Annotated in this window: 15 protein-coding genes; 7 read left to right on the top strand and 8 right to left on the bottom strand. The window is 46.2% G+C overall.

Annotated features, from left to right (window positions below; all coding sequences use genetic code 11):
• Nucleotides 1-89: 89 nt before the first annotated feature.
• Nucleotides 90-740: a LysE family translocator gene (locus L876_RS0113675; RefSeq protein ID WP_028764320.1), complete on the bottom strand. Its 651-nt coding sequence runs from the start codon at nucleotides 738-740 to the stop codon at nucleotides 90-92.
• A gap of 387 nt (nucleotides 741-1,127) precedes the next feature.
• Nucleotides 1,128-2,018, bottom strand: coding sequence for a substrate-binding periplasmic protein (locus tag L876_RS21800; protein WP_051413138.1), 891 nt, complete (start codon nucleotides 2,016-2,018; stop codon nucleotides 1,128-1,130).
• A gap of 373 nt (nucleotides 2,019-2,391) precedes the next feature.
• On the opposite strand from L876_RS21800, the gene L876_RS0113660 reads away from it, so the two are divergent.
• The 3 genes from L876_RS0113660 (at nucleotide 2,392) to L876_RS0113650 (ending at nucleotide 6,839) form a co-directional block, all read left to right on the top strand.
• Nucleotides 2,392-2,625, top strand: a complete 234-nt coding sequence (locus L876_RS0113660) for a hypothetical protein (RefSeq protein WP_028764319.1) — start codon at nucleotides 2,392-2,394, stop codon at nucleotides 2,623-2,625.
• Nucleotides 2,626-2,822: 197 nt separating this feature from the next.
• Nucleotides 2,823-4,385: a sensor domain-containing diguanylate cyclase gene (locus tag L876_RS0113655; protein ID WP_037428761.1), complete on the top strand. Its 1,563-nt coding sequence runs from the start codon at nucleotides 2,823-2,825 to the stop codon at nucleotides 4,383-4,385.
• 267 nt (nucleotides 4,386-4,652) lie between these two features.
• Complete coding sequence (locus L876_RS0113650; protein ID WP_028764317.1) at nucleotides 4,653-6,839, top strand: OsmC domain/YcaO domain-containing protein; 2,187 nt, start codon at nucleotides 4,653-4,655, stop codon at nucleotides 6,837-6,839.
• A 115-nt stretch (nucleotides 6,840-6,954) separates the two neighbouring features.
• On the opposite strand, the gene L876_RS0113645 is transcribed toward L876_RS0113650, so the two are convergent.
• Nucleotides 6,955-7,569: a DsbA family protein gene (locus tag L876_RS0113645; protein ID WP_028764316.1), complete on the bottom strand. Its 615-nt coding sequence runs from the start codon at nucleotides 7,567-7,569 to the stop codon at nucleotides 6,955-6,957.
• Between the two features lie 207 nt (nucleotides 7,570-7,776).
• On the opposite strand from L876_RS0113645, the gene L876_RS0113640 reads away from it, so the two are divergent.
• The gene (locus L876_RS0113640) at nucleotides 7,777-8,025 is read left to right on the top strand and encodes a hypothetical protein (protein WP_028764315.1); all 249 of its coding nucleotides are present in this window, start codon (nucleotides 7,777-7,779) and stop codon (nucleotides 8,023-8,025) included.
• Between the two features lie 29 nt (nucleotides 8,026-8,054).
• Nucleotides 8,055-8,537, top strand: coding sequence for a cupin domain-containing protein (locus tag L876_RS0113635; protein ID WP_028764314.1), 483 nt, complete (start codon nucleotides 8,055-8,057; stop codon nucleotides 8,535-8,537).
• Between the two features lie 113 nt (nucleotides 8,538-8,650).
• Here the strand turns inward: L876_RS0113635 and yghU are convergent, their stop codons facing one another.
• Nucleotides 8,651-9,508, bottom strand: a complete 858-nt coding sequence (yghU, locus tag L876_RS0113630) for a glutathione-dependent disulfide-bond oxidoreductase (protein WP_028764313.1) — start codon at nucleotides 9,506-9,508, stop codon at nucleotides 8,651-8,653.
• A 193-nt stretch (nucleotides 9,509-9,701) separates the two neighbouring features.
• Nucleotides 9,702-11,771 carry a M13 family metallopeptidase gene (locus L876_RS0113625; protein WP_028764312.1) on the bottom strand — a complete coding sequence of 690 codons (2,070 nt, stop codon included), beginning with the start codon at nucleotides 11,769-11,771 and terminating at the stop codon, nucleotides 9,702-9,704.
• A gap of 595 nt (nucleotides 11,772-12,366) precedes the next feature.
• Here L876_RS0113625 and ptsP point away from each other — a divergent pair.
• Together ptsP and ptsG are read left to right on the top strand one after the other, a co-directional pair.
• Nucleotides 12,367-14,955 (top strand): phosphoenolpyruvate--protein phosphotransferase, encoded by a 2,589-nt coding sequence (gene ptsP, locus L876_RS21795; protein ID WP_051413137.1) that lies wholly within the window; start codon nucleotides 12,367-12,369, stop codon nucleotides 14,953-14,955.
• Nucleotides 14,956-14,992: 37 nt separating this feature from the next.
• Nucleotides 14,993-16,741, top strand: a complete 1,749-nt coding sequence (gene ptsG / locus L876_RS21790; protein ID WP_051413136.1) for a PTS glucose transporter subunit IIBC — start codon at nucleotides 14,993-14,995, stop codon at nucleotides 16,739-16,741.
• Between the two features lie 81 nt (nucleotides 16,742-16,822).
• On the opposite strand, the gene L876_RS0113610 is transcribed toward ptsG, so the two are convergent.
• The 3 genes from L876_RS0113610 to L876_RS0113595 all read right to left on the bottom strand — a co-directional run bounded on the left by L876_RS0113610 (nucleotide 16,823) and on the right by L876_RS0113595 (nucleotide 18,383).
• Entirely contained in the window at nucleotides 16,823-17,479 is a 657-nt protein-coding gene (locus tag L876_RS0113610) for a nitroreductase family protein (protein WP_028764311.1), read from the bottom strand.
• A gap of 55 nt (nucleotides 17,480-17,534) precedes the next feature.
• Entirely contained in the window at nucleotides 17,535-17,825 is a 291-nt protein-coding gene (locus tag L876_RS0113605) for a putative quinol monooxygenase (protein ID WP_028764310.1), read from the bottom strand.
• A gap of 252 nt (nucleotides 17,826-18,077) precedes the next feature.
• Complete coding sequence (locus tag L876_RS0113595; protein WP_028764309.1) at nucleotides 18,078-18,383, bottom strand: DUF1840 domain-containing protein; 306 nt, start codon at nucleotides 18,381-18,383, stop codon at nucleotides 18,078-18,080.
• Nucleotides 18,384-18,524: the final 141 nt, after the last annotated feature.

Here is an 18,524-nt window from a genome sequence, read left to right as displayed (position 1 = left end):
CAGGATAAGCATGCGATCTGCAGATAAATAGTTTTAAAATCTGGCGTTTAGCAACTAAGGCAATACGGCTACCTTAGTTGCTAATTAACTTAGAGTTTTGTGCTGGCCAGCTTTATACCGAAACCAAGAAATATTCCACCAGTGAGGTATCTAATGGCCTTTGCCGCTTTAACGTGATTAAGCAAGGCTTTAAACTTCTGCGCCAGCATAATAACCACTAAAAACCAGCTTGAAACCACAACTGATTGAATCCCACCTAACAGTAAACTGTCGCTCACAACCGACTCTACTGACACAAATTGTGGAAAAATAGATAGGTAAAAAAGGATGATTTTGGGATTAAGCATATTCGTTAAAAAGCCCTTTGTGAAATGGCTTAATAACGAGGAATATCTCTTATCTGTTTGTTCAGTTTCTCGGTTATCGGTGGGTAACATCGCTATAGCCTGAGTGGTTAAGCCTGCTCTGATACTGCTTATCCCTAAATAGGTCAGATAGGCCATCCCGACATATTTGAGCATTAAAAATGCCCAGCTTGATTGGCTTAGTATAAGGCTTAACCCTTGAGCTGAAATAAAGGCATGCACCATAAAACCACTGCTGACACCTAATATATTACTGAAGGCCAAGGTACGACTACGGGTGAGCGCCGTAAATAGCACCAAAAGCGCGTTAGGGCCGGGGACAATAGCGATTAAAAATACAATTCCTGCAAACACAATAAGTGTGTCAATGTTCATAATGAATCCTCGAGAAGCTCTCATGACCTTCTCTAAAAAAATGCACAGATAGTCAAGCTGTAGCGAGTGCATGGCACTATCGTTACAGAGTCTTGTCTTTAAACTTGTGGATTAGCTATCGATTAGCTAAATAAGCTGAATTAGCCCTGAGGTGGGCAGCGGTTAGCTCGAATACAAGTCGTGCATGACGTCATTATGATTCCTTTAAAAACGAAGTCTTTAGTCTGGCATTGCACAATATATCGGCAATGCTTGTTTTGCAAACATAAATATTAGTCTTTTAGCTGGCAGGATATGGAATACATTGCCTGCTGCAGCTTAAGGGCTGTTGGACAAGCTCTTTAAGAGGACGATTAATCCCGCACACAGGTTAACCCATAAGCGATACTATCGACTGAGTGTGCTGTGACTGCTCAAGTTCATTGCACCATTGGTGTCATCGACTTTCTGGGAGGCGCTAGGCAAGGTCCGCGTATTGGCGACCGAAACGTGCTGCCATTTTTGAACCACTCGTGCAAATGCCCCACGTGTTGATAAGTTCAAAATTGACTGGTTAACCTCTTTTAATAGGCCAGAGTGAGTGGTTTTCTTACTCACCATAAAGTGGATATGATTGCTGTCGACAATCAGCGGTAGAGGCGTGATGGAGAGTCCCGCCGATTGGGCGGCAATATAGGGCAGTGATATCGCATCGCCAATCAGAACATCACCTCTTCCATAGGCTAACATCTGCACCGATTGCTTACTATTGGGGCTAATAATCAATAGTTCTTGGCGAAGTAATTCAGGTTTCGTGGCTAAATAGTCTTGTCCATACCAGCCATAGCCAGGCGCTAATAGTTTTAGTTTTTTACTGAAAATGTCCTGCCATTGTTCAATGGTGACATGAGAGGCTTGTTCGGCTCTAACAAATAGCCTCACCTCTTCATTGCGATAAGTGTCGGAGAAGTCGGCGTAAAGGGTTCTGTCTTGGGTGTAACTGGCACCCATCATCATGTCTAGTGTCCCTGTTTTCATCATTTGATGCGCTCGTTTGACTGGCATCCGGATAAATTCGAGTTCGCAGCCGAGGTCCTTTGCAACTAGGGTTAACATGTCTACATCTAGGCCAACAACCTTGCCAACATTGTCCAGCCAGGCGTACGGTGGCCAATCATTAAAGCCGACTTTAATGGTGTTGGCGCACCGAGAATCAGGTACTTGCCCGTATAGAAAAAAGGAGGGTAAGCAGAAAGCGGCGGCGAGTATAACTATTTTTTTTATTGTGATAACGATCATTGACCACTCTCATGTTGATATTGCTAACAGAGTTAAATGCTCAGTTTTTCAAGCTCAGTTTATCTTAGTTTTAAGTTATAGATGCCATACGGCACCTTTTTAATCCTAGCTTGATATCGCTTGCTCCGCCAGCCATTGGAGACTCGTGTGCGCTATGCCGATTAGCCTTGATTTGGCCGTGTATTTAAGGGGGGCGGGTGGGGATTTAGTTATTGGGTTTTCAATCAGCATGCAGGGCCTGGTTAAGCTGGCGCTATTAGATTTGCATGCTTAGGCTGTTTATTGGATAGGTTCAACTTGATCTTAGTCATCGCGCTAGCGCGTTAAAAACGTCACTATACTCTTTTGGGGCTGGTAATATTAGGGCGGATAAATGACCGATGAAACACTGATTTTACTGCTAAAGATCAGTATTGGTATTGGTCTGTGCTTTATCGCCCTTGGTATTTACCTGCACAATTTCAGTGATGCTATCGAATCGCTGGGGGTCACAGGTATTATTATTAGCGCCGTGTGTGTGGCGGTGGGTATGGCACTGTCATTGCCGACTAAGATGTACTTAACCTTTATTTTGGTTAAACGAGAATCGGATAAAAGCCAAAACTAAGGTATGCCGAAAACGGGTTGGGCATTGAGCTTAATCAGGTTAATCGATGGTGTAACTTGCGCATCATTACATTTCTATCTAACTATTACAGAGATAGCTAGCGTTAGTGAGTCGGTATAGAAGGACTCATCTATGAGAGCGCTCGTTTAAAGCAATCGGCTTATTGGGGAAGTGTTGATGAAGGTTGGGTGGGGATCATGGGGAGTATAGACAATGTGGCTGCGGGCGTGAGTTATGCTAAATATAAACGAGGGGTTATCTACTCAGGGCTGCTATTGCTGTTTTTGTTAATGGTGATTGGTATTACTTACGTTGTATCGATGCAGAGTATCTCTCATGAAAGAGAAAACATGCAATACACAGAGTTGGCCATTATTGAAAATAGTCTAGTGTCAGAATTGAGTATTGTGGGTGCAGATTTAACTTACTACGCACACAGTAACATAGCAGCCTCAGCATTAGCTGGCAGTGAACGGGCTAAAGATTATCTTACCTCCTTAATGTTTCAAATTAGCCTGCTGTACAAGCATTATGATCAGATACGTTTGTTTAACGCCAAAGGCGATGAGGTCATCCGCATTGCACAAAATCGTGATGGCATGTTGCAATTAGCGCCAGCAGACCAGCTGCAAAATAAATATGATCGATATTACTTTCAAGACCTTTTGCGACTGACACCTAAACAGACCTACACCTCAGCATTTGATCTCAACGTAGAACATGGCGAAGTGGAACAGCCTTTTAAACCCACTATCAGATTTGCAACCCCGATCCATTCAGCTCAAGGCGAGTTTATAGGGGCTGGGCTGATCAACTATAACGGTCAAGATCTGCTAGATATCATCGACTCATTAAACGTCCACGATAATGACAAAGCCTATTTGATCAATCGTGATGGCTACTATTTGAAGGGGGACAGGCCTGAAGATGAGTGGCGGTTTATGTTCCCCGACAAGGCGCAAGTGCGCTTTGCTGAAGACTATCCCATTGTTTGGAGAAGGATGCAGCAAGCTGATCGCGGTAAAGTTGAAACCGACAGGGGAGAATTTTATTTTAGTCTGTTTCAGTTATCGCCCAATTCTACTTTTAAGACTGCCAATGGTGAGAGTGCTTATCTGGTCATGTTTGTTCCAGATACGACTATTCGCGAAGGGTACAAGACCCTAAATAGCGGTGTTGTCTTAGCCTTTTTGTTGCTTGTGCCCATGTTTATCTTTTTAGCCTATAAGTTGGCGAGCTCTCAAGTGGAACAAGACCGCTTGTTTAAACAACTGCACTTTGATGCGCGGCACGATGCGCTTACTGGGCTTTATAATCGTCAGGCTATTGTTGACTACTTGGGTAAAAATATCAGCAGTTGTCGCCGCCGCAAAGCAAAGCTGGCTGTCAGTTTTATTGATGTTAACTTGCTTAAAAAAACCAATGATCAGTATGGCCACGACGCGGGCGATGAGTTGATTAAAGGGGTGGCGACCGTGATTAACATGTCTATTCGTGAATGTGATTTCGCAGCCCGCATTGGTGGAGATGAGTTTTTAATAGTGTTTGTTGATTGCGATGTAGCCAATGCCAACCGAGTGATGGAGCGTATTCAGGCTGCCTATACCGTGCTTGGCCTGAGTCAAACTGGTCATCAGTGGAGCATGAGTTACGGCTGTACCCAACTGCATAATAAAACCGATGATGTAGACAGTATTATCGAAAGAGCAGATAAATTAATGTATGAACATAAGGTCGCACAAAGAAGTGAAGCCCTCTAATTATTGAATCTGTGTCGCTAATTTTGGTGGGGACTTGGGTCGTCTCTACCAATCTCGGCTCACTTCCTGCCTAGTTACAGCTTTTTGTCATTTGTTGCCCTAAATCATACTGTATACGTTAGTAGGTGCTAGCGGTTTTAACGCGGCTTATTGCCGTTTTCGTTAATTAACCCAAGACTAATGAGTCAAAAACACCGATAATTCCCCCATTAAGTTTTTTGGCTTCGGCCATGCGCGGTGTTCGCGACAAAGTGGAAATCATATTCAATGGAAATCAAAGTTAACTTTCTCGACAACCTCAGACTCGAAGCCAAGTTTGACGACTTTACCGTCACAGCTGATCAGCCTATCCGTTATAAAGGTGATGGCTCGGCACCGAGTCCTTTTGACTACTTCTTAGCTTCGTCAGCTCTTTGCGCCGCTTACTTTATCAAGGTGTATTGCAAAGCGCGTGATATCCCCACAGAAAATATCAGGCTGTCGCAAAATAACATCGTAGATCCTGAAGATCGTTATAACCAGATTTTCCAAATCCAAGTGGAGCTACCAGAAGATATTTCAGCTAAAGATCGTGAAGGGATCTTACGGTCAATCGATCGTTGTACCGTTAAAAAAGTGGTGCAAACGGGGCCAGAGTTTAAAATCGAGACGGTTGAAAACCTCGATGCCGACGCCAATGCCATGCTGATGGGTCAGCCTGAGGGTGACGCGAGCACCTACATTTTAGGTAAAGATCTGCCGCTTGAGCAGACTATCTCAAATATGACTGGTATTTTGGCTGATCTTGGGATGAAGATTGAGATCTCATCATGGCGTAATATCGTGCCAAATGTGTGGTCACTGCATATCCGTGATGCGGCATCGCCAATGTGCTTCACCAATGGTAAAGGGGCGACCAAAGAGAGCGCACTGTGCTCGGCATTAGGTGAGTTTATTGAGCGCCTCAACTGTAACTTTTTCTATAATGACCAGTTCTTTGGTTTAGATATCGCTAATAGCGATTTCGTGCATTACCCCAATGAGAAGTGGTTTGCGCTCACCGATGATGACGCGCTGCCAGCAGGTTTGCTCGATGACTATTGTTTAGATATCTACAATCCAGATGATGAACTGTGTGGTTCGCATCTTGTCGATACCAACTCAGGTAACATTGACCGCGGGATCTGCACCATTCCTTATAAGCGTCGCTCCGATGGTGAAACGGTTTATTTCCCGTCGAACTTAATTGAAAACCTGTTTTTGAGTAATGGCATGAGTGCGGGGAACAACCTGCAAGAAGCCGAGGTGCAGTGTTTATCTGAGATCTTTGAGCGTGCCGTTAAGCGTGAAATCATAGAGCAAGAAATTGTACTGCCCGATGTCCCTATGCAAGTGCTTGAGAAATACCCAAGTATTTTGGCGGGCATCAAAGGGCTTGAGGAGCAAGGCTTCCCAGTTGTGGTAAAAGATGCCTCTTTGGGCGGTCAATTCCCTGTGATGTGCGTGACCTTGATGAATCCTAAAACCGGTGGTGTGTTTGCTTCATTTGGCGCACATCCAAGTTTTGAAGTGGCATTAGAGCGCAGCCTGACAGAGCTGTTACAAGGGCGCAGTTTTGAAGGGCTAAATGATGTGCCTAAGCCGACCTTTAATAGCATGGCGGTCAGTGAGCCTGAGAATTTTGTCGAGCACTTTATCGATTCAACTGGGGTGATCTCTTGGCGTTTCTTTAGCAGTAAGCATGACTTTGAGTTCTGCGAGTGGGATTTTTCTGGCACCAACGAAGAGGAAGCCAAGGGACTATTTGGCATCTTAGAGACCTTAGGTAAAGAGGTTTATGTTGCTGAGTTCGATCAGCTTGGCGCCTCGGCTTGTCGTATTTTAGTGCCTGACTATTCAGAGGTTTATCCCGTTGAAGATCTGATTTGGGATAACACTAACAAGGCGCTCGATTACCGCGAAGATATCTTAGACCTGCACGCTTTGAGTGATGATGAACTGGTTGATCTGGTTAATCGTTTCGAAGAGAGCCAGCTCGACAACTACACCGATATCCGGACCCTTATTGGTATCGTATTTGATGAAAACACGGTTTGGGGCCAGCTAACCATTATTGAGTTAAAGATTTTGATCTTCCTTGCGTTAGGTGCTCATGAAGAGGCGATGGAGCTGGTTGGCGACTTCTTGCAGTTTAACGACAATACCGTTGAGCGTGGCTTGTTTTATCAAGCCGTCAACGCGGTATTGGAAGTGACTTTAGATGAAGAGTTAGAACTTGAACACTTTATTCATAACTTCAAGCGCATGTTTGGTGAAACCGTGATGGAAAATGCTGTTGGCTCTGTCACTGGCGAGATTCGATTCTCAGGGCTGACTAAAACCAGTATGCAGCTTGAGGGTATTGAGCCGCACCTAAGATTGATTGAAAGCTACAAGAAGCTTCACCAAGCTCGCAAGCTTAAAGCGGGTCTGTAGGTCTCCAGCTCATAAGCGAAAAGGCGATAAACGAAAAGCTTATCAATGAAAATGCGAACCTTAAGGTTCGCTTTTTTTTGCTCAATTGGGGGAAGGGAGCTAATCGAACTCTCGCTTACTTAAATTCAATGGCTTCTCGCACCTGCTGAATAGAGGTGTCGGCGTTTTGGTAGTCAACAATGATTGGGGTGATGCCAGTGGGAGTGTGCACAAACAAAGAGGGGAAGCTATTGCCACCGATGGATCGCGTAAAATGGATCTCAGCTAATAGGGCTTGTTGTGTTGTTTCACTCAGTAAGTCGATGCAGAACCTAGCCTTATCTAGCCCCAAGTTATTCGCTAAATCAATTAATACCACATTGTCACTCGGGTTACGGGCCTGCAGGTAATAGGCCTCTTGGATGGCGGTTAGCATCTGTGGTTCAGCTTGTTGAGCCCGAGCGGCGAGTATGGCACGACAGGCGGGGTAGGTTGAACGCCTGGGGGTATTGATTGTCCAAAACTCATGATTGAACTTTGTGCCCAGCTGGCTTTCTATTCTGTGCCAATGCGCGGCGATCTGTTGCTGCATCGCGGCAGGCATAGGTTGGTCGCTATCTGGCGCGAGCCCGCCAAGCAAGTAAACTATCTCTACTTCACCTGATAATGCTCGCTCGATTTTTTCCCAGGCGGGTTTGAATCCCCAGCACCAAGAACACATGGGATCGTAAACATAATACAACTTATTCATATCAGGCGGTTTCTCCTAGGTCGTAGCACTAGACTATCATGGCTCAGTAGCATTGAATTGATAACAACTTTGTTGTCGAGATGCTAGCCCAAATAACCTTAGACGACTTTTAGGGTTCAAATTGGTGGCGTTGAGCGGTAAAGTACCCGTCATGATAATGCCGCGACAGCGTCGTAGGCAAAGATGGCTAATAGTGAGTATCTAAAGATGAATGATGAACAGAATGTGATTGATAGCTTAGCAGCCTTAGAGTGCCTTTTATTGTCAGTGGAAAATGGTGGCTTAGGCCTAAAAGGGGTTGAAGGGGTTGGTATGGCGACCAACAATGCCGATGGTCGTCACTTTGTTGCCGTGTTTGATAATAATCATAAGTTGCTTCATGCGCGTTGGATCACTGATGAAGTGTTCGAAACAGGTAAAGATATGGTGCGCAATGGCGTTAAGCCAAAGCATTAACTAACTAAAACTCACACAGAGTATTTTTTATGCAAAATGCAGATGAATTCATTCAACATTTACAGCTAGAGCAGCATGTAGAAGGGGGGTACTATTGCTCATCTTATCGTTCTGCACAGCAGTTTGATGACGCTCGCCAACTCTGGACCAGTATCTATTTTCTATTACGTGATGGGGAGGTGTCTAACTTTCATCGCCTAACTGCGGATGAAATGTGGTATTTCCACGCGGGTCAGTCGCTGACTATTTATATGATTGATGAGCAAGGAGAGTTGACCACAGCTAAATTGGGGCTCGATTTTGCTTCCGGTGAGCGTCCGCAATTTTTGGTACCTAAGGGGGCTATTTTTGGCTCTGCAATGAATCAGCCGGGATTCTCTTTGGTAGGTTGTATGGTCTCACCTGGTTTTACTTTCGATGATTTTGAATTGTTTGGCCAAGAAACACTGTTAGCGATGTACCCGCAACATCAACAGGTTATTGAGCGTCTGAGTCGTAAAATAAAGAGTTAACGCGACGGTTAATCGAGCTGTTAGCAACAAGAGAAAGGGACGCTTAATGCTCCCTTTCTCATCTTATGCATCTGGAGATAACCCGTTTTCGCTCAGTAATCTAGGCCTGGTGACTAAGGCTGCTTGCTGAGTACCTTGTCAATATCAGCAGCGCTATGACGCTCAGCGAGCTGTTCCCAGTCTTCGCCAAATGAGCGGTTAACGATACGGCCACGTTGAACGCCCTTACGTTGCTCAACCATTTTTGCCCAGCGCATCACATTGGTATAGGTGTCGACTTGTAAAAACTCGGCCGCATCATACAAATTACCTAACACTAGGTTGCCATACCAAGGCCAAATCGCCATATCGGCAATAGTGTATTCATCGCCAGCAATATATTGATTATTAGCAAGTTGCTTATCTAAAACGTCTAATTGGCGTTTAACTTCCATGGCGAAGCGATTAATTGGATATTCTTGTTTTACATCGGCATAGGCATAAAAATGCCCAAACCCACCGCCTAAGAATGGCGCTGAGCCTTGGGCCCAAAACAGCCAATTAAAGGTCTGAGTACGAGCATAACCGCTCTTGGGTAAAAACTGCTCAAATTTTTCTGCAAGGTGAACGAGTATTGAAGCTGACTCAAAGACATTAACCGCTTGCTTCCCTGTTTTATCGACTAAAGCGGGTATTTTGGAGTTTGGATTTACGCCAACAAAGCCTGATGAAAACTGATCTGACTCACCAATGTTAATGAGATAAGCATCATACTCGGCTTCTTGTATGCCTAGCGCTAATAGCTCTTCTAGCATAATGGTGACCTTCTGACCATTTGGCGTGCCTAGCGAATAGAGTTGAAAATCATGTTCACCAACAGGTAAGGCCCTATCGAACCTCGCTCCCGACTCAGGGCTATTAATGTTTGCCCATTTATTGCCGCCACTTGTGTCATTGACCCACACTTTCGCTGGAGTATATTCATTCGTCATTGTAATTCCTTATCGTTTGCGCCGTACCTGAGATTAACTTAATACTGATATCGGGGCATTTTTCTCGGTTAACACCCTGCCCAATATAACTCTTTGCTATGTATTGGTCTGACAGAGCATAAGAGAGCGAGAAAAAATGCCAGTCAAGAGACTGGCATGTTAGCGGACGAGTAAAATCTACGTATGTTGACGATTACCAAATACGTACACGCTCATCTTCTGCAAGGTAGAGTTTGTCGCCTGGTTTTACATCAAAGGCCTTATACCAAGCATCGTGGTTACGTGGTGCTTGAGCACGGTAGCGCCCCGGTGCATGAGTGCCACCACGCAGTTGATTTAGCATGCTCTGTTCGGTGCGTTTTTCTTTCCACACTTGCGCCCAAGCAAGGAAGAAACGCTGATCGCCGGTTAAACCATCGATCACAGGAGCTTCTTTGCCGTTAAGGCTAAGCTGATAAGCGTGGTACGCCATGGCTAGACCACCCACATCACCGATGTTTTCGCCGAGGCTGTTGCGGCCATTGACGAAGTTGCCCGGGATAGGCTCATACTGACTATATTGCTCTGCTAAGCGATCGGCTTTGGCATCAAAGGCGGCACGGTCTTCATCAGTCCACCAGTTACGCTGAATACCGTTGGCATCAGACTTAGAGCCTTGATCGTCAAAACCATGGCCCATTTCGTGACCAATCACAGCACCAATACCGCCGTAGTTCACTGCTGGATCGGCGTTAGGATCAAAGAATGGAGGTTGTAAAATAGCGGCTGGGAAAACAATCTCGTTAAATGAACTGTTGTAGTAAGCATTCACTCGTTGTGGTGTCATGCCCCAGCGATTGCGGTCCGTCTTTTGTAACTCTTTGGCCACACTATCGGCTCTAAAGTACTGTCTGAGGTTTAGAATGTTGCCCACTAAATCTGTTTTTGTCAGTTTTAGGCCATCAAACTCTTGCCATACATCTGGGTAACCGATTTTAGGATTGAAGGCTTTGAGCTTTGCATGAGCATTGACCTTAGTTTCATCACCCATCCAATCAAGGCCATCAATACGTTGACCTAACGCGGTGCGCAGATTCTCTACCAGTTCAGCCATCTGCTGTTTGGATGACTCTGGGAAGTAGCGCTTCACATAGACTTTACCAATGGCAAAACCTAAAGACTGGGTACCTGACATTTGGGCGACAGCGCGTTTCCAGCGTGGACGTGGCTCTTGTTGACCACTTAAGGTTTTGCCAAAGAAGTCAAAGCTGGCTGCGTAGATATCTTCAGATAGTAGCTCGGCGTTGTTTGTGAGGGTATGGAAGATTAGGTAGTCTTGCCATACGTTAAGGTCTTCCTTGTTCACTAGCTCGATCATCGCTTTGATTGGATCGGGTTGCGAAATATTTAGCTGTGGGACTTGGTAACCCGTTTGGGAAAAATAGAGATCCCAATTGAACCCAGGGTATTCTTTAGCTAAATCTTCACGCTTGATTTGGTTTAGGGTCAAGTCGCGGTTACGGCGTTTCTCTCTTGGCCATTGACCCGCTGCCATTTTGGTTTCCAGCGCTAAAATAGCGTTAGCACTCTTGGCTGCTTCTTTTACGCCAGCAAACTCAAGCATCTTAGCGATATGAGCGACGTAGGCTTCACGGATCTTAACAAAGCGCTCGCTATCTTCGAGGTAATAAGAGCGATCAGGCAAACCTAGGCCACCGGCTCCTACAGACATCTCATATTCGTTAGGGTTAAGGCGATTAAACCACATACCACCGCCAATCGGCGAGCTGCCACCCACTAACCAAGATTGCCCAAACTTCTTGGTTAAATCATCGGTCGACTTGATAGCCGCAATATCATCTAAGGTGCTTTGAATTGGGCTGATCCCGAGCTTATTGATGGTCTCGGTATCCATATAAGCATGATAAAAGTCAGCGATAAGTTGCTCTTCGCTATTAAGGTCGGTGCGGCTAGCAATGTCGTCGATGATCTCTTTGACCTGTTTTTCACTGCGCTCTGCTAACCCTGTAAAGGCGCCGTAACGGGTTTTATCAGCAGGCATGACATAGTGATCATACCAATTGCCGCTGGCATACATGAAGAAGTCATCACCAGGTTTAACCTCTAAATTACGGGCGGTTAAATCGACACCGAAACTGCCGAGTTCTGCTTTGGTGGCTGGAGCGCTGGTTTCAGCGACGGCTTGAGTGTTGTTGACATCAGATGTGCCACAGGCACTGAGGAAAGTGGTTGCCAGAGCAATGGCGATTAAGGACTTTTTCATTGTTATATTGATTTCCTTGCTAGTGGAGAGGTGCTGTTAATTAAACAGCTCTATCTTGTAAGACTACTGATAAAAGTCAACCTTAGAATTGTTAGCAAATTTTGGTTCATTAATACGGTATGGCGGCGGCCAGCAATAGCTCAGGACACTTGCGGCATGAGTCAACGGTTATTGATGACTGACCAACTGCCGCATCATGGTGACTGAGGCGATGAGATTTTAATCTGCTTAAAGTAATTAACCATAGTGTTAACATTTTTGTAAGCGCTTACAAATTGTCTTGCCTATTCTTATTGGTGCGATTAATCTGGTTTTGATAACAAGTAGAATGACTGCATTCGATTGCAACTTGTGAGCGCTACAATATGTTTGCTAAGTTGAGAGATTGTTAACGCAGTATCTACTCTGCATAAGATGTCTGCGGTTTTATAGAAGAGAGTATCTGTGTTTAATGGGATAATTTGACGTTGCAGTAACGTTTCCCCCTCCCTCTTTTTGCAGAACTTAGTTGGCGACGACAGCTGGCTACATTTAATTATTTACACCTGACGCAGAAACCAAACAATGAGGTTTTGGCGTTATATTTGGAGTGGCAATGAATAATAATACTTCCACCATGATCCAACTCTTATCACCTTTTAATGGGGTGAGCTGTTCTTTAGAGCAGGTGCCTGATGCCGCTTTTGCTCAAAAGTTGGTGGGTGACGGTTTTGCAATTGATCCAACCTCAAACGTTTTACATGCCCCATGTGATGCCAAAATCACTCAAGTTCATCCCTCTCAACATGCTGTCACATTAACTACAGAAGCAGGCGTTGAGATTCTGCTTCATATTGGGGTCGATACTGTAAAGCTAAAGGGGGAGGGGTTTAACGCATTGGTGAAGGTTGGCGATACTGTTGCCGCCAAAACCCCCTTGGTGGAAGTTGATTTAGACAAAGTTGCCTGCGGTGTTAAAAGCTTACGCACCGTTGTGCTACTGACAGACAGAGAGCGTATTGTTAGCTTAACGCCAACAACTGCTAAGCGATTAGCGGTTGGTGATCTACTGTTCAGTGCTGAGCTTGCTCAAGCGGGGGCTGCGGTGGTGAAGTCTAGCGACATGCTTCAGTCTGCGTCGATAAAGGTGATTAATCCAACGGGGATCCATGCTCGCCCTGCCGCGGCAATTGTTGGAGCACTAAAACCATTTAGCTGTGACGTCATGCTAGAAAAAGCGGGTGAGCAGGTTAATGCCCGAAGTGTCGTGGCCTTAATGGGGTTAGATATCGCCTTTGGTGACCAAGTGGTCATATTGGCAAAAGGCCCTGATCAGCAAGCGGCTATTGATGCATTAAGTGCGGCGATTGCCTCAGGTCTAGGAGAAGAGGGGGCCAATGAAGCGGCCAGCGACACGGCGGGCAAGGCGTTCGATCCGTTTGCTGAACCTTCACTGCTGCTGCAAACGAGTCAAGATCCGCGCCAATTAGTCGGAGTTGAAGCGTCTCCCGGTCAAGCGAAAGGGCGTTTATATGTGATCAACGCCGAAGTGCCTAAATTCGATACCTTCGCAAGTGACCCAACAGCCCAGCAGCAGAAACTGGATCACGCCATCAAGATAGCCGATGCAACACTGATTGAGCTAGTCGATGAATTACGCGGTAAAGCGATGGGCCAAAAAGCAGATATTTTTGTGGCTCACCAAGAGTTACTGGCCGATCCCGACCTCTATGAAAAGTGCTTAGTTGAGTTACAACAAGGTAAATCTGCTCCCTATGCCTGGGACAAATCGGTTTGCCGTCAGGCTGACAAGTTAGCGGCGATGGGCAACCAATTGCTGGCTGGCCGCGCTGCGGATTTGGTTGATGTTGGCAATCGAGTGTCGCGAATTTTAGCTGGGCTACCGCAAGATACGATTCCAGAAGCATTACCCGAAAACACGATTATCGTTGCCAAAGATTTAGCCCCATCAGAAACCGCCAAGTTGAATCCTGCTCAGGTGCTGGGTATCTGCACCACCTTAGGTGGGGCGTCTAGCCATAGTGCGATTTTGGCTAGAGCCATGGGGATTGCAGCCATGGCTGGGGTGGAAGCTAAGGTGATGGAGTTACATGGCACCCAAGTGTTACTCGACACTGCAAAAGGGTATCTGCTGCTGGAGCCGACAGATTCAGAGCTGGCTGAACTCAGCCAGCAACAAGCGGCAAACGAGCAGCTCAAGGCGTTAGCCTTTGCGGATAAAGATAATACAGCAGTGACAACAGACGGCGTGCAAGTCGAAGTGGCGGGTAATATTGCTAAGGTTGCCGAAGCTGAAAAGCTGGTGGCGATGGGCGGTGAAGCCGTTGGCTTATTGCGTTCAGAGTTTCTCTATCAAGAACAAACCTCGGCGCCCTCTGAGGCGGAGCAAGAACAAGCGTATCGTCAGGTGCTGACCACCTTAGGAGAGCGTCCACTGGTGGTGAGAACATTAGATGTTGGCGGTGATAAGCCCTTGTCATATTTACCACTGCCTAAGGAAGATAACCCGTTTCTTGGCGAGCGCGGTATCCGTGTTGGGCTCGATAAACCCGCTGTGTTACGACAGCAGCTCCGCGCGCTACTGAAAGCGGCGAGTGCCGGGCGACTGCGCATTATGTTCCCTATGGTCGCTTCACTGTTTGAGCTGAAATTAGCCAAACAGGTGCTGCAAGAAGAAGCCGAAAAATTGGCTATCGATACCAGTGGCATCGAGGTTGGTATCATGATTGAGGTTCCTTCTGCGGCAGTGATGGCGGATCTATTGGCTGAGCATGTGGATTTCTTCTCTATTGGTACCAATGACTTAACCCAATACACCTTAGCGATTGATCGTGGTCATCCTAAGCTTGCAGCCATTGCCGATGGTTTACATCCCGCAGTGCTGCGCCTTATCGATATCACAGCCAAAGCCGCTCATGCTAAAGGCAAATGGGTTGGCGTTTGTGGCGGATTAGCAGGTGAAAAAGATGCAGTGCCTATTCTTGTCGGACTTGGTATCGATGAGTTGTCGGTGAGTGTCCCCTCTATACCAGAGGTTAAGCATCAAGTACGTAGCTTAAGTCAGCAAGCATGTCAGAAAGTGGCTGCCGACGCGATGGCCTGTGCTGATGCAAAGGCGGTGCGTGAATTGATGCATGCCCCTAACACGTTAATCGCCGTCACTGGCGGTGTGGCCTCGGCGTAAACGCTTAGCAGCTTATTAAAATAAAAAGGTGTCTACTATGACAACAACTACAATCAGTGCAGCTAAACCGAAAAAGGCCGTGATGGCAGGGGCTTTTTCCGTACTACAAAAAATAGGCAAATCGGTGATGTTGCCCGTGTCAATGTTACCCGTGGCCGGTATTTTACTCGGCGTGGGCAGTGCAGGCTTTAGTGTTGTGCCTGACATCGTTAACACCTTGATGGTGCAAGCGGGCGAGGCGATCTTTGGCAATATGGGGCTGCTATTTGCTATCGGTATCGCACTTGGTTTTGCGAAAAACGATGGTGTCGCTGCGATGGCTGCATTAGTGGGTTATGCCATTATGACAAAAACCATCGGCGTGATGTCTCCAGGTACCGATGTAGGGGTGTTAGGTGGCATGATCGCGGGTGCGATCGCCGCTTACTCTTTTAATCGTTTTTTCAAGATTCAGCTCCCGGCGTACCTTGGCTTCTTCTCTGGCAAGCGAAGCGTACCGATTATTACCGGTTTTGGCGCTATATTCACCGGCGTTATCTTGTCGTTTATTTGGCCACCCATTGGCCACCTCATCGAGACATTTTCACACTGGGCGGCCAATCAAAACCCAACTTTAGCCTTTGGTATTTACGGTGTGGTGGAGCGCTCACTTATTCCTGCTGGTTTGCATCATGTGTGGAACGTGCCTTTCTTTTTTGAGGCGGGCAGTTGTGTTGACAGTACAGGCAAAGCTGCTAATGGTGTGTTGACCTGTTATTTGCAAGCGGATGAGGCAAGTCGTGCTGCGGGGAATGGCTTTGGCCAGCTTGCTGGGGGCTATCTGTTTAAGATGTTTGGTTTACCTGCCGCGGCAATGGCCATTTGGCACACTGCACGCCCAGAGAACCGTGTGATGGTTGGTGGCATTATGATCTCGGCCGCTTTGACCTCATTCCTAACGGGGATCACAGAGCCGATTGAGTTTGCGTTTATGTTTGTTGCGCCGCTGCTGTATGTGGTGCATGCCTTCATGGCTGGTTTGGCTTATGTGTTAACTAATATGCTAGGCGTGGTACATGGCACTTCATTCTCCCACGGATTGATAGACTTTCTTGTGTTATCAGGTAAGTCTGAAAATATCGGTCTGTTGGTGATGCTCGGTCTGGCCTATGGGGTACTTTATTATGTGGTGTTCCGCTTTTTGATCACTAAGTTTGATCTGAAAACACCAGGCCGTACCGATTCAGAAGCTGAACTGGTTGGCGGTGAGGGTACTGAGCGTGCGCGTAATTTTATCGAGGCTTTTGGTGGTCCGCAAAACCTAGTTAATGTGGACTCATGCATCACCCGTTTACGTATGGATGTTGTGGATGCCAACCAAGTAGACCATGCTCGCTTAAAACAGTTGGGCGCTAGCGGCGTGCTAGTGTCTGGCCATGCAGTGCAGGCGATTGTGGGAACCATAGCTGAAGTCACCCGGACCGAGATTGACGAGATGTTGGCGTCTGGCGGTTTTGTTGCTCAAGAGGCTGTAACTGAGCCCCCCGTGGTAGCTGCTGCGACGACTGTTGATACGGTGCAAGCTACCCAGTTAAAGGCGTTGCTGACGGGGCTGATCTCATGTCGCACTATTGCCGATAACCGCTTGCGAGTCGAAGTGAGTGACAGCAGTTTGCTAGACGCTAAGGCTCTGCAAGCACTAGGTGTGCAGGAGGTCTTGGTGCTAAACGATAAATTAGTTCATCTACTGTTTGTTGGTAATACCCAGAGGTTGGCGCAAGCGTTGAATGATACACCCAGCGAATAAGCTGAAGGTCTGTTGACAAAAAAGCGCTTATTGCGATGGCAATAAGCGCTTTTTTAATGGTCAGAATATGTCTAATTAAGACTATAGAATCGTGAACACAGATTCGGCGGCTAAGCGGGATTTAGGCAGGTTAGCATTGTAGTCTTCGTCGGTGTGATGGTAGCCAATCGCTAGCCCTACTTCACAGATAAAACCATCCAGTTCCGTTTTGAATATCTCGCCGATCAGCTCGCTATCGACGCCTTCCATTGTGGTGGAATCTATGCCTAGTCTTGCTAAGGTATGTAAGGTATTACCTAAAGCTAAGTAGGTTTGCGATTTTGTCCAAGCCGCCGTGTTACCGTGTTCATCAGTGTTGAGCTCGGCGAAGGCAAATCCACCAAATGCTTGCTCTCTTTCCTCTGGCTTAGTACGGCCATCCTCAATGCCTTTATCCACGACTTTTGCGTAATCATTGCGGGTGTAATTGGGATTGTGAGCAAACAAAATAATGTGCGATGCAGACTTTACATGAGGCTGATTAAACTGGAATTTGTTGGCAAAGGTATCATGCATGCGCTGTTTTGCCTCGTCACTTTCAATGACGATAAACTTCCAAGGTTGAGAGTTAATGGATGATGCCGACAGACGCATTGCCTCATAAATGACATCAAGATCGGCTTGTGGAATGCGTTTTGATGCATCATATCTTTTGGTGGTATAGCGGTTTGCCAAGTCAGCAATAATTGGGTGAGTCATAATAAGATCCATTAATCAGGTTAAACGGTTTGTTCGGTAACAATCGACTAAAAAATTAGGCGACTTGTGTCATTTCATTCAGGGTGAACTGGTCAACAGAGCCTTCGGTTGCCGCAATATATTCGGCAATATGGCTGCTGGCCAAGTGTGCTTGTAAGTGTTCGGTTGATGTCCAGTTTTCATAGAACACAAAGTGTGCTGGATTTTGATTATCTTGATGAAGGTCATAGTTGATGCAACCCTCTTCAGCACGTGTGACAGCGATGAGCTTAAGCAATTGCGCTTTGACTAACTCGACTTTGTCTGGTTTGGCGATGATATTTGCAACGATGGTAAGCTGTGCCATGGTGCGCTCTCTTGCGTCAGTTAAATGGGGTTACGCTGTGGATGGAGCGATAATAGACCTAATAGCTAAAGATAAAAACAGTGAAAATAACGAATTATTATCAATAAAAAATTGATAATAGGCGGGTTCGAGTCAAAGTTGGTAAGAGTATAGCGCTGATGGCTTTCAGTGACGCTATCCAGGAGGGGAAGACATTGCGCTGTGACGGGCGTCTGCGAATATCAGTTCGCGATAAGGTAATACTTCTAAATGTTATTCCCACATCACATTGACGTTGGCATCGATAGCCGACTGAAGTAGCGCTATCACTGGTAAGGCTCGACTACGCAAGCTGACATCATGCTCGTCATCGTTATCATCATCTATGGTGGTGTCAGTTGTCATGTTGGTTTTATCGTCGACTGCGATCATTAGTTTTTGCAGTGCTGCGGGTAGCTCTTCTGGGCGAAATGCACCAGGCACGGTGCCGCTGTGTCCCATGATGTTGAGTAGGTGGGTAGCAATATGACCAAACAGGGTGATCTCTGAATAGTACTTGGTTTTAAAGGTGACCAGCATGGAGACTCCTTGGTATAGGAAGAGAGAGTGGCTGTTGAAGAAGCTATTTCAGTATGAGCACATCGATGGTGGAGTGCCAGCCTACAAGTTGGAAATTAAGGAAAAAGATGGGGGCAAGATGCCCCCAATGGAGTCAAATAC

This window comes from Shewanella colwelliana ATCC 39565, assembly GCF_000518705.1.
Taxonomy (GTDB): domain Bacteria; phylum Pseudomonadota; class Gammaproteobacteria; order Enterobacterales; family Shewanellaceae; genus Shewanella; species Shewanella colwelliana.
The sequence above is the reverse complement of the archived record's forward strand: the minus strand, read 5'-3'. Positions and strand labels throughout refer to the sequence as shown.

Bases quoted from the DNA above. Each gene is read 5' to 3' on its own strand.
- L876_RS0113595 (WP_028764309.1), bottom strand. From the start codon at position 18,383: ATGCTGGTCACCTTTAAAACCAAGTACTATTCAGAGATCACCCTGTTT.
- L876_RS0113605 (WP_028764310.1), bottom strand. From the start codon at position 17,825: ATGGCACAGCTTACCATCGTTGCAAATATCATCGCCAAACCAGACAAA.
- L876_RS0113675 (WP_028764320.1), bottom strand. From the start codon at position 740: ATGAACATTGACACACTTATTGTGTTTGCAGGAATTGTATTTTTAATC.
- L876_RS0113655 (WP_037428761.1), top strand. From the start codon at position 2,823: ATGGGGAGTATAGACAATGTGGCTGCGGGCGTGAGTTATGCTAAATAT.
- L876_RS0113625 (WP_028764312.1), bottom strand. From the start codon at position 11,771: ATGAAAAAGTCCTTAATCGCCATTGCTCTGGCAACCACTTTCCTCAGT.
- yghU (WP_028764313.1), bottom strand. From the start codon at position 9,508: ATGACGAATGAATATACTCCAGCGAAAGTGTGGGTCAATGACACAAGT.
- L876_RS0113650 (WP_028764317.1), top strand. From the start codon at position 4,653: ATGGAAATCAAAGTTAACTTTCTCGACAACCTCAGACTCGAAGCCAAG.
- L876_RS0113640 (WP_028764315.1), top strand. From the start codon at position 7,777: ATGAATGATGAACAGAATGTGATTGATAGCTTAGCAGCCTTAGAGTGC.
- L876_RS0113660 (WP_028764319.1), top strand. From the start codon at position 2,392: ATGACCGATGAAACACTGATTTTACTGCTAAAGATCAGTATTGGTATT.
- L876_RS21800 (WP_051413138.1), bottom strand. From the start codon at position 2,018: ATGATCGTTATCACAATAAAAAAAATAGTTATACTCGCCGCCGCTTTC.
- ptsP (WP_051413137.1), top strand. From the start codon at position 12,367: ATGAATAATAATACTTCCACCATGATCCAACTCTTATCACCTTTTAAT.
- L876_RS0113635 (WP_028764314.1), top strand. From the start codon at position 8,055: ATGCAAAATGCAGATGAATTCATTCAACATTTACAGCTAGAGCAGCAT.
- L876_RS0113610 (WP_028764311.1), bottom strand. From the start codon at position 17,479: ATGACTCACCCAATTATTGCTGACTTGGCAAACCGCTATACCACCAAA.
- ptsG (WP_051413136.1), top strand. From the start codon at position 14,993: ATGACAACAACTACAATCAGTGCAGCTAAACCGAAAAAGGCCGTGATG.
- L876_RS0113645 (WP_028764316.1), bottom strand. From the start codon at position 7,569: ATGAATAAGTTGTATTATGTTTACGATCCCATGTGTTCTTGGTGCTGG.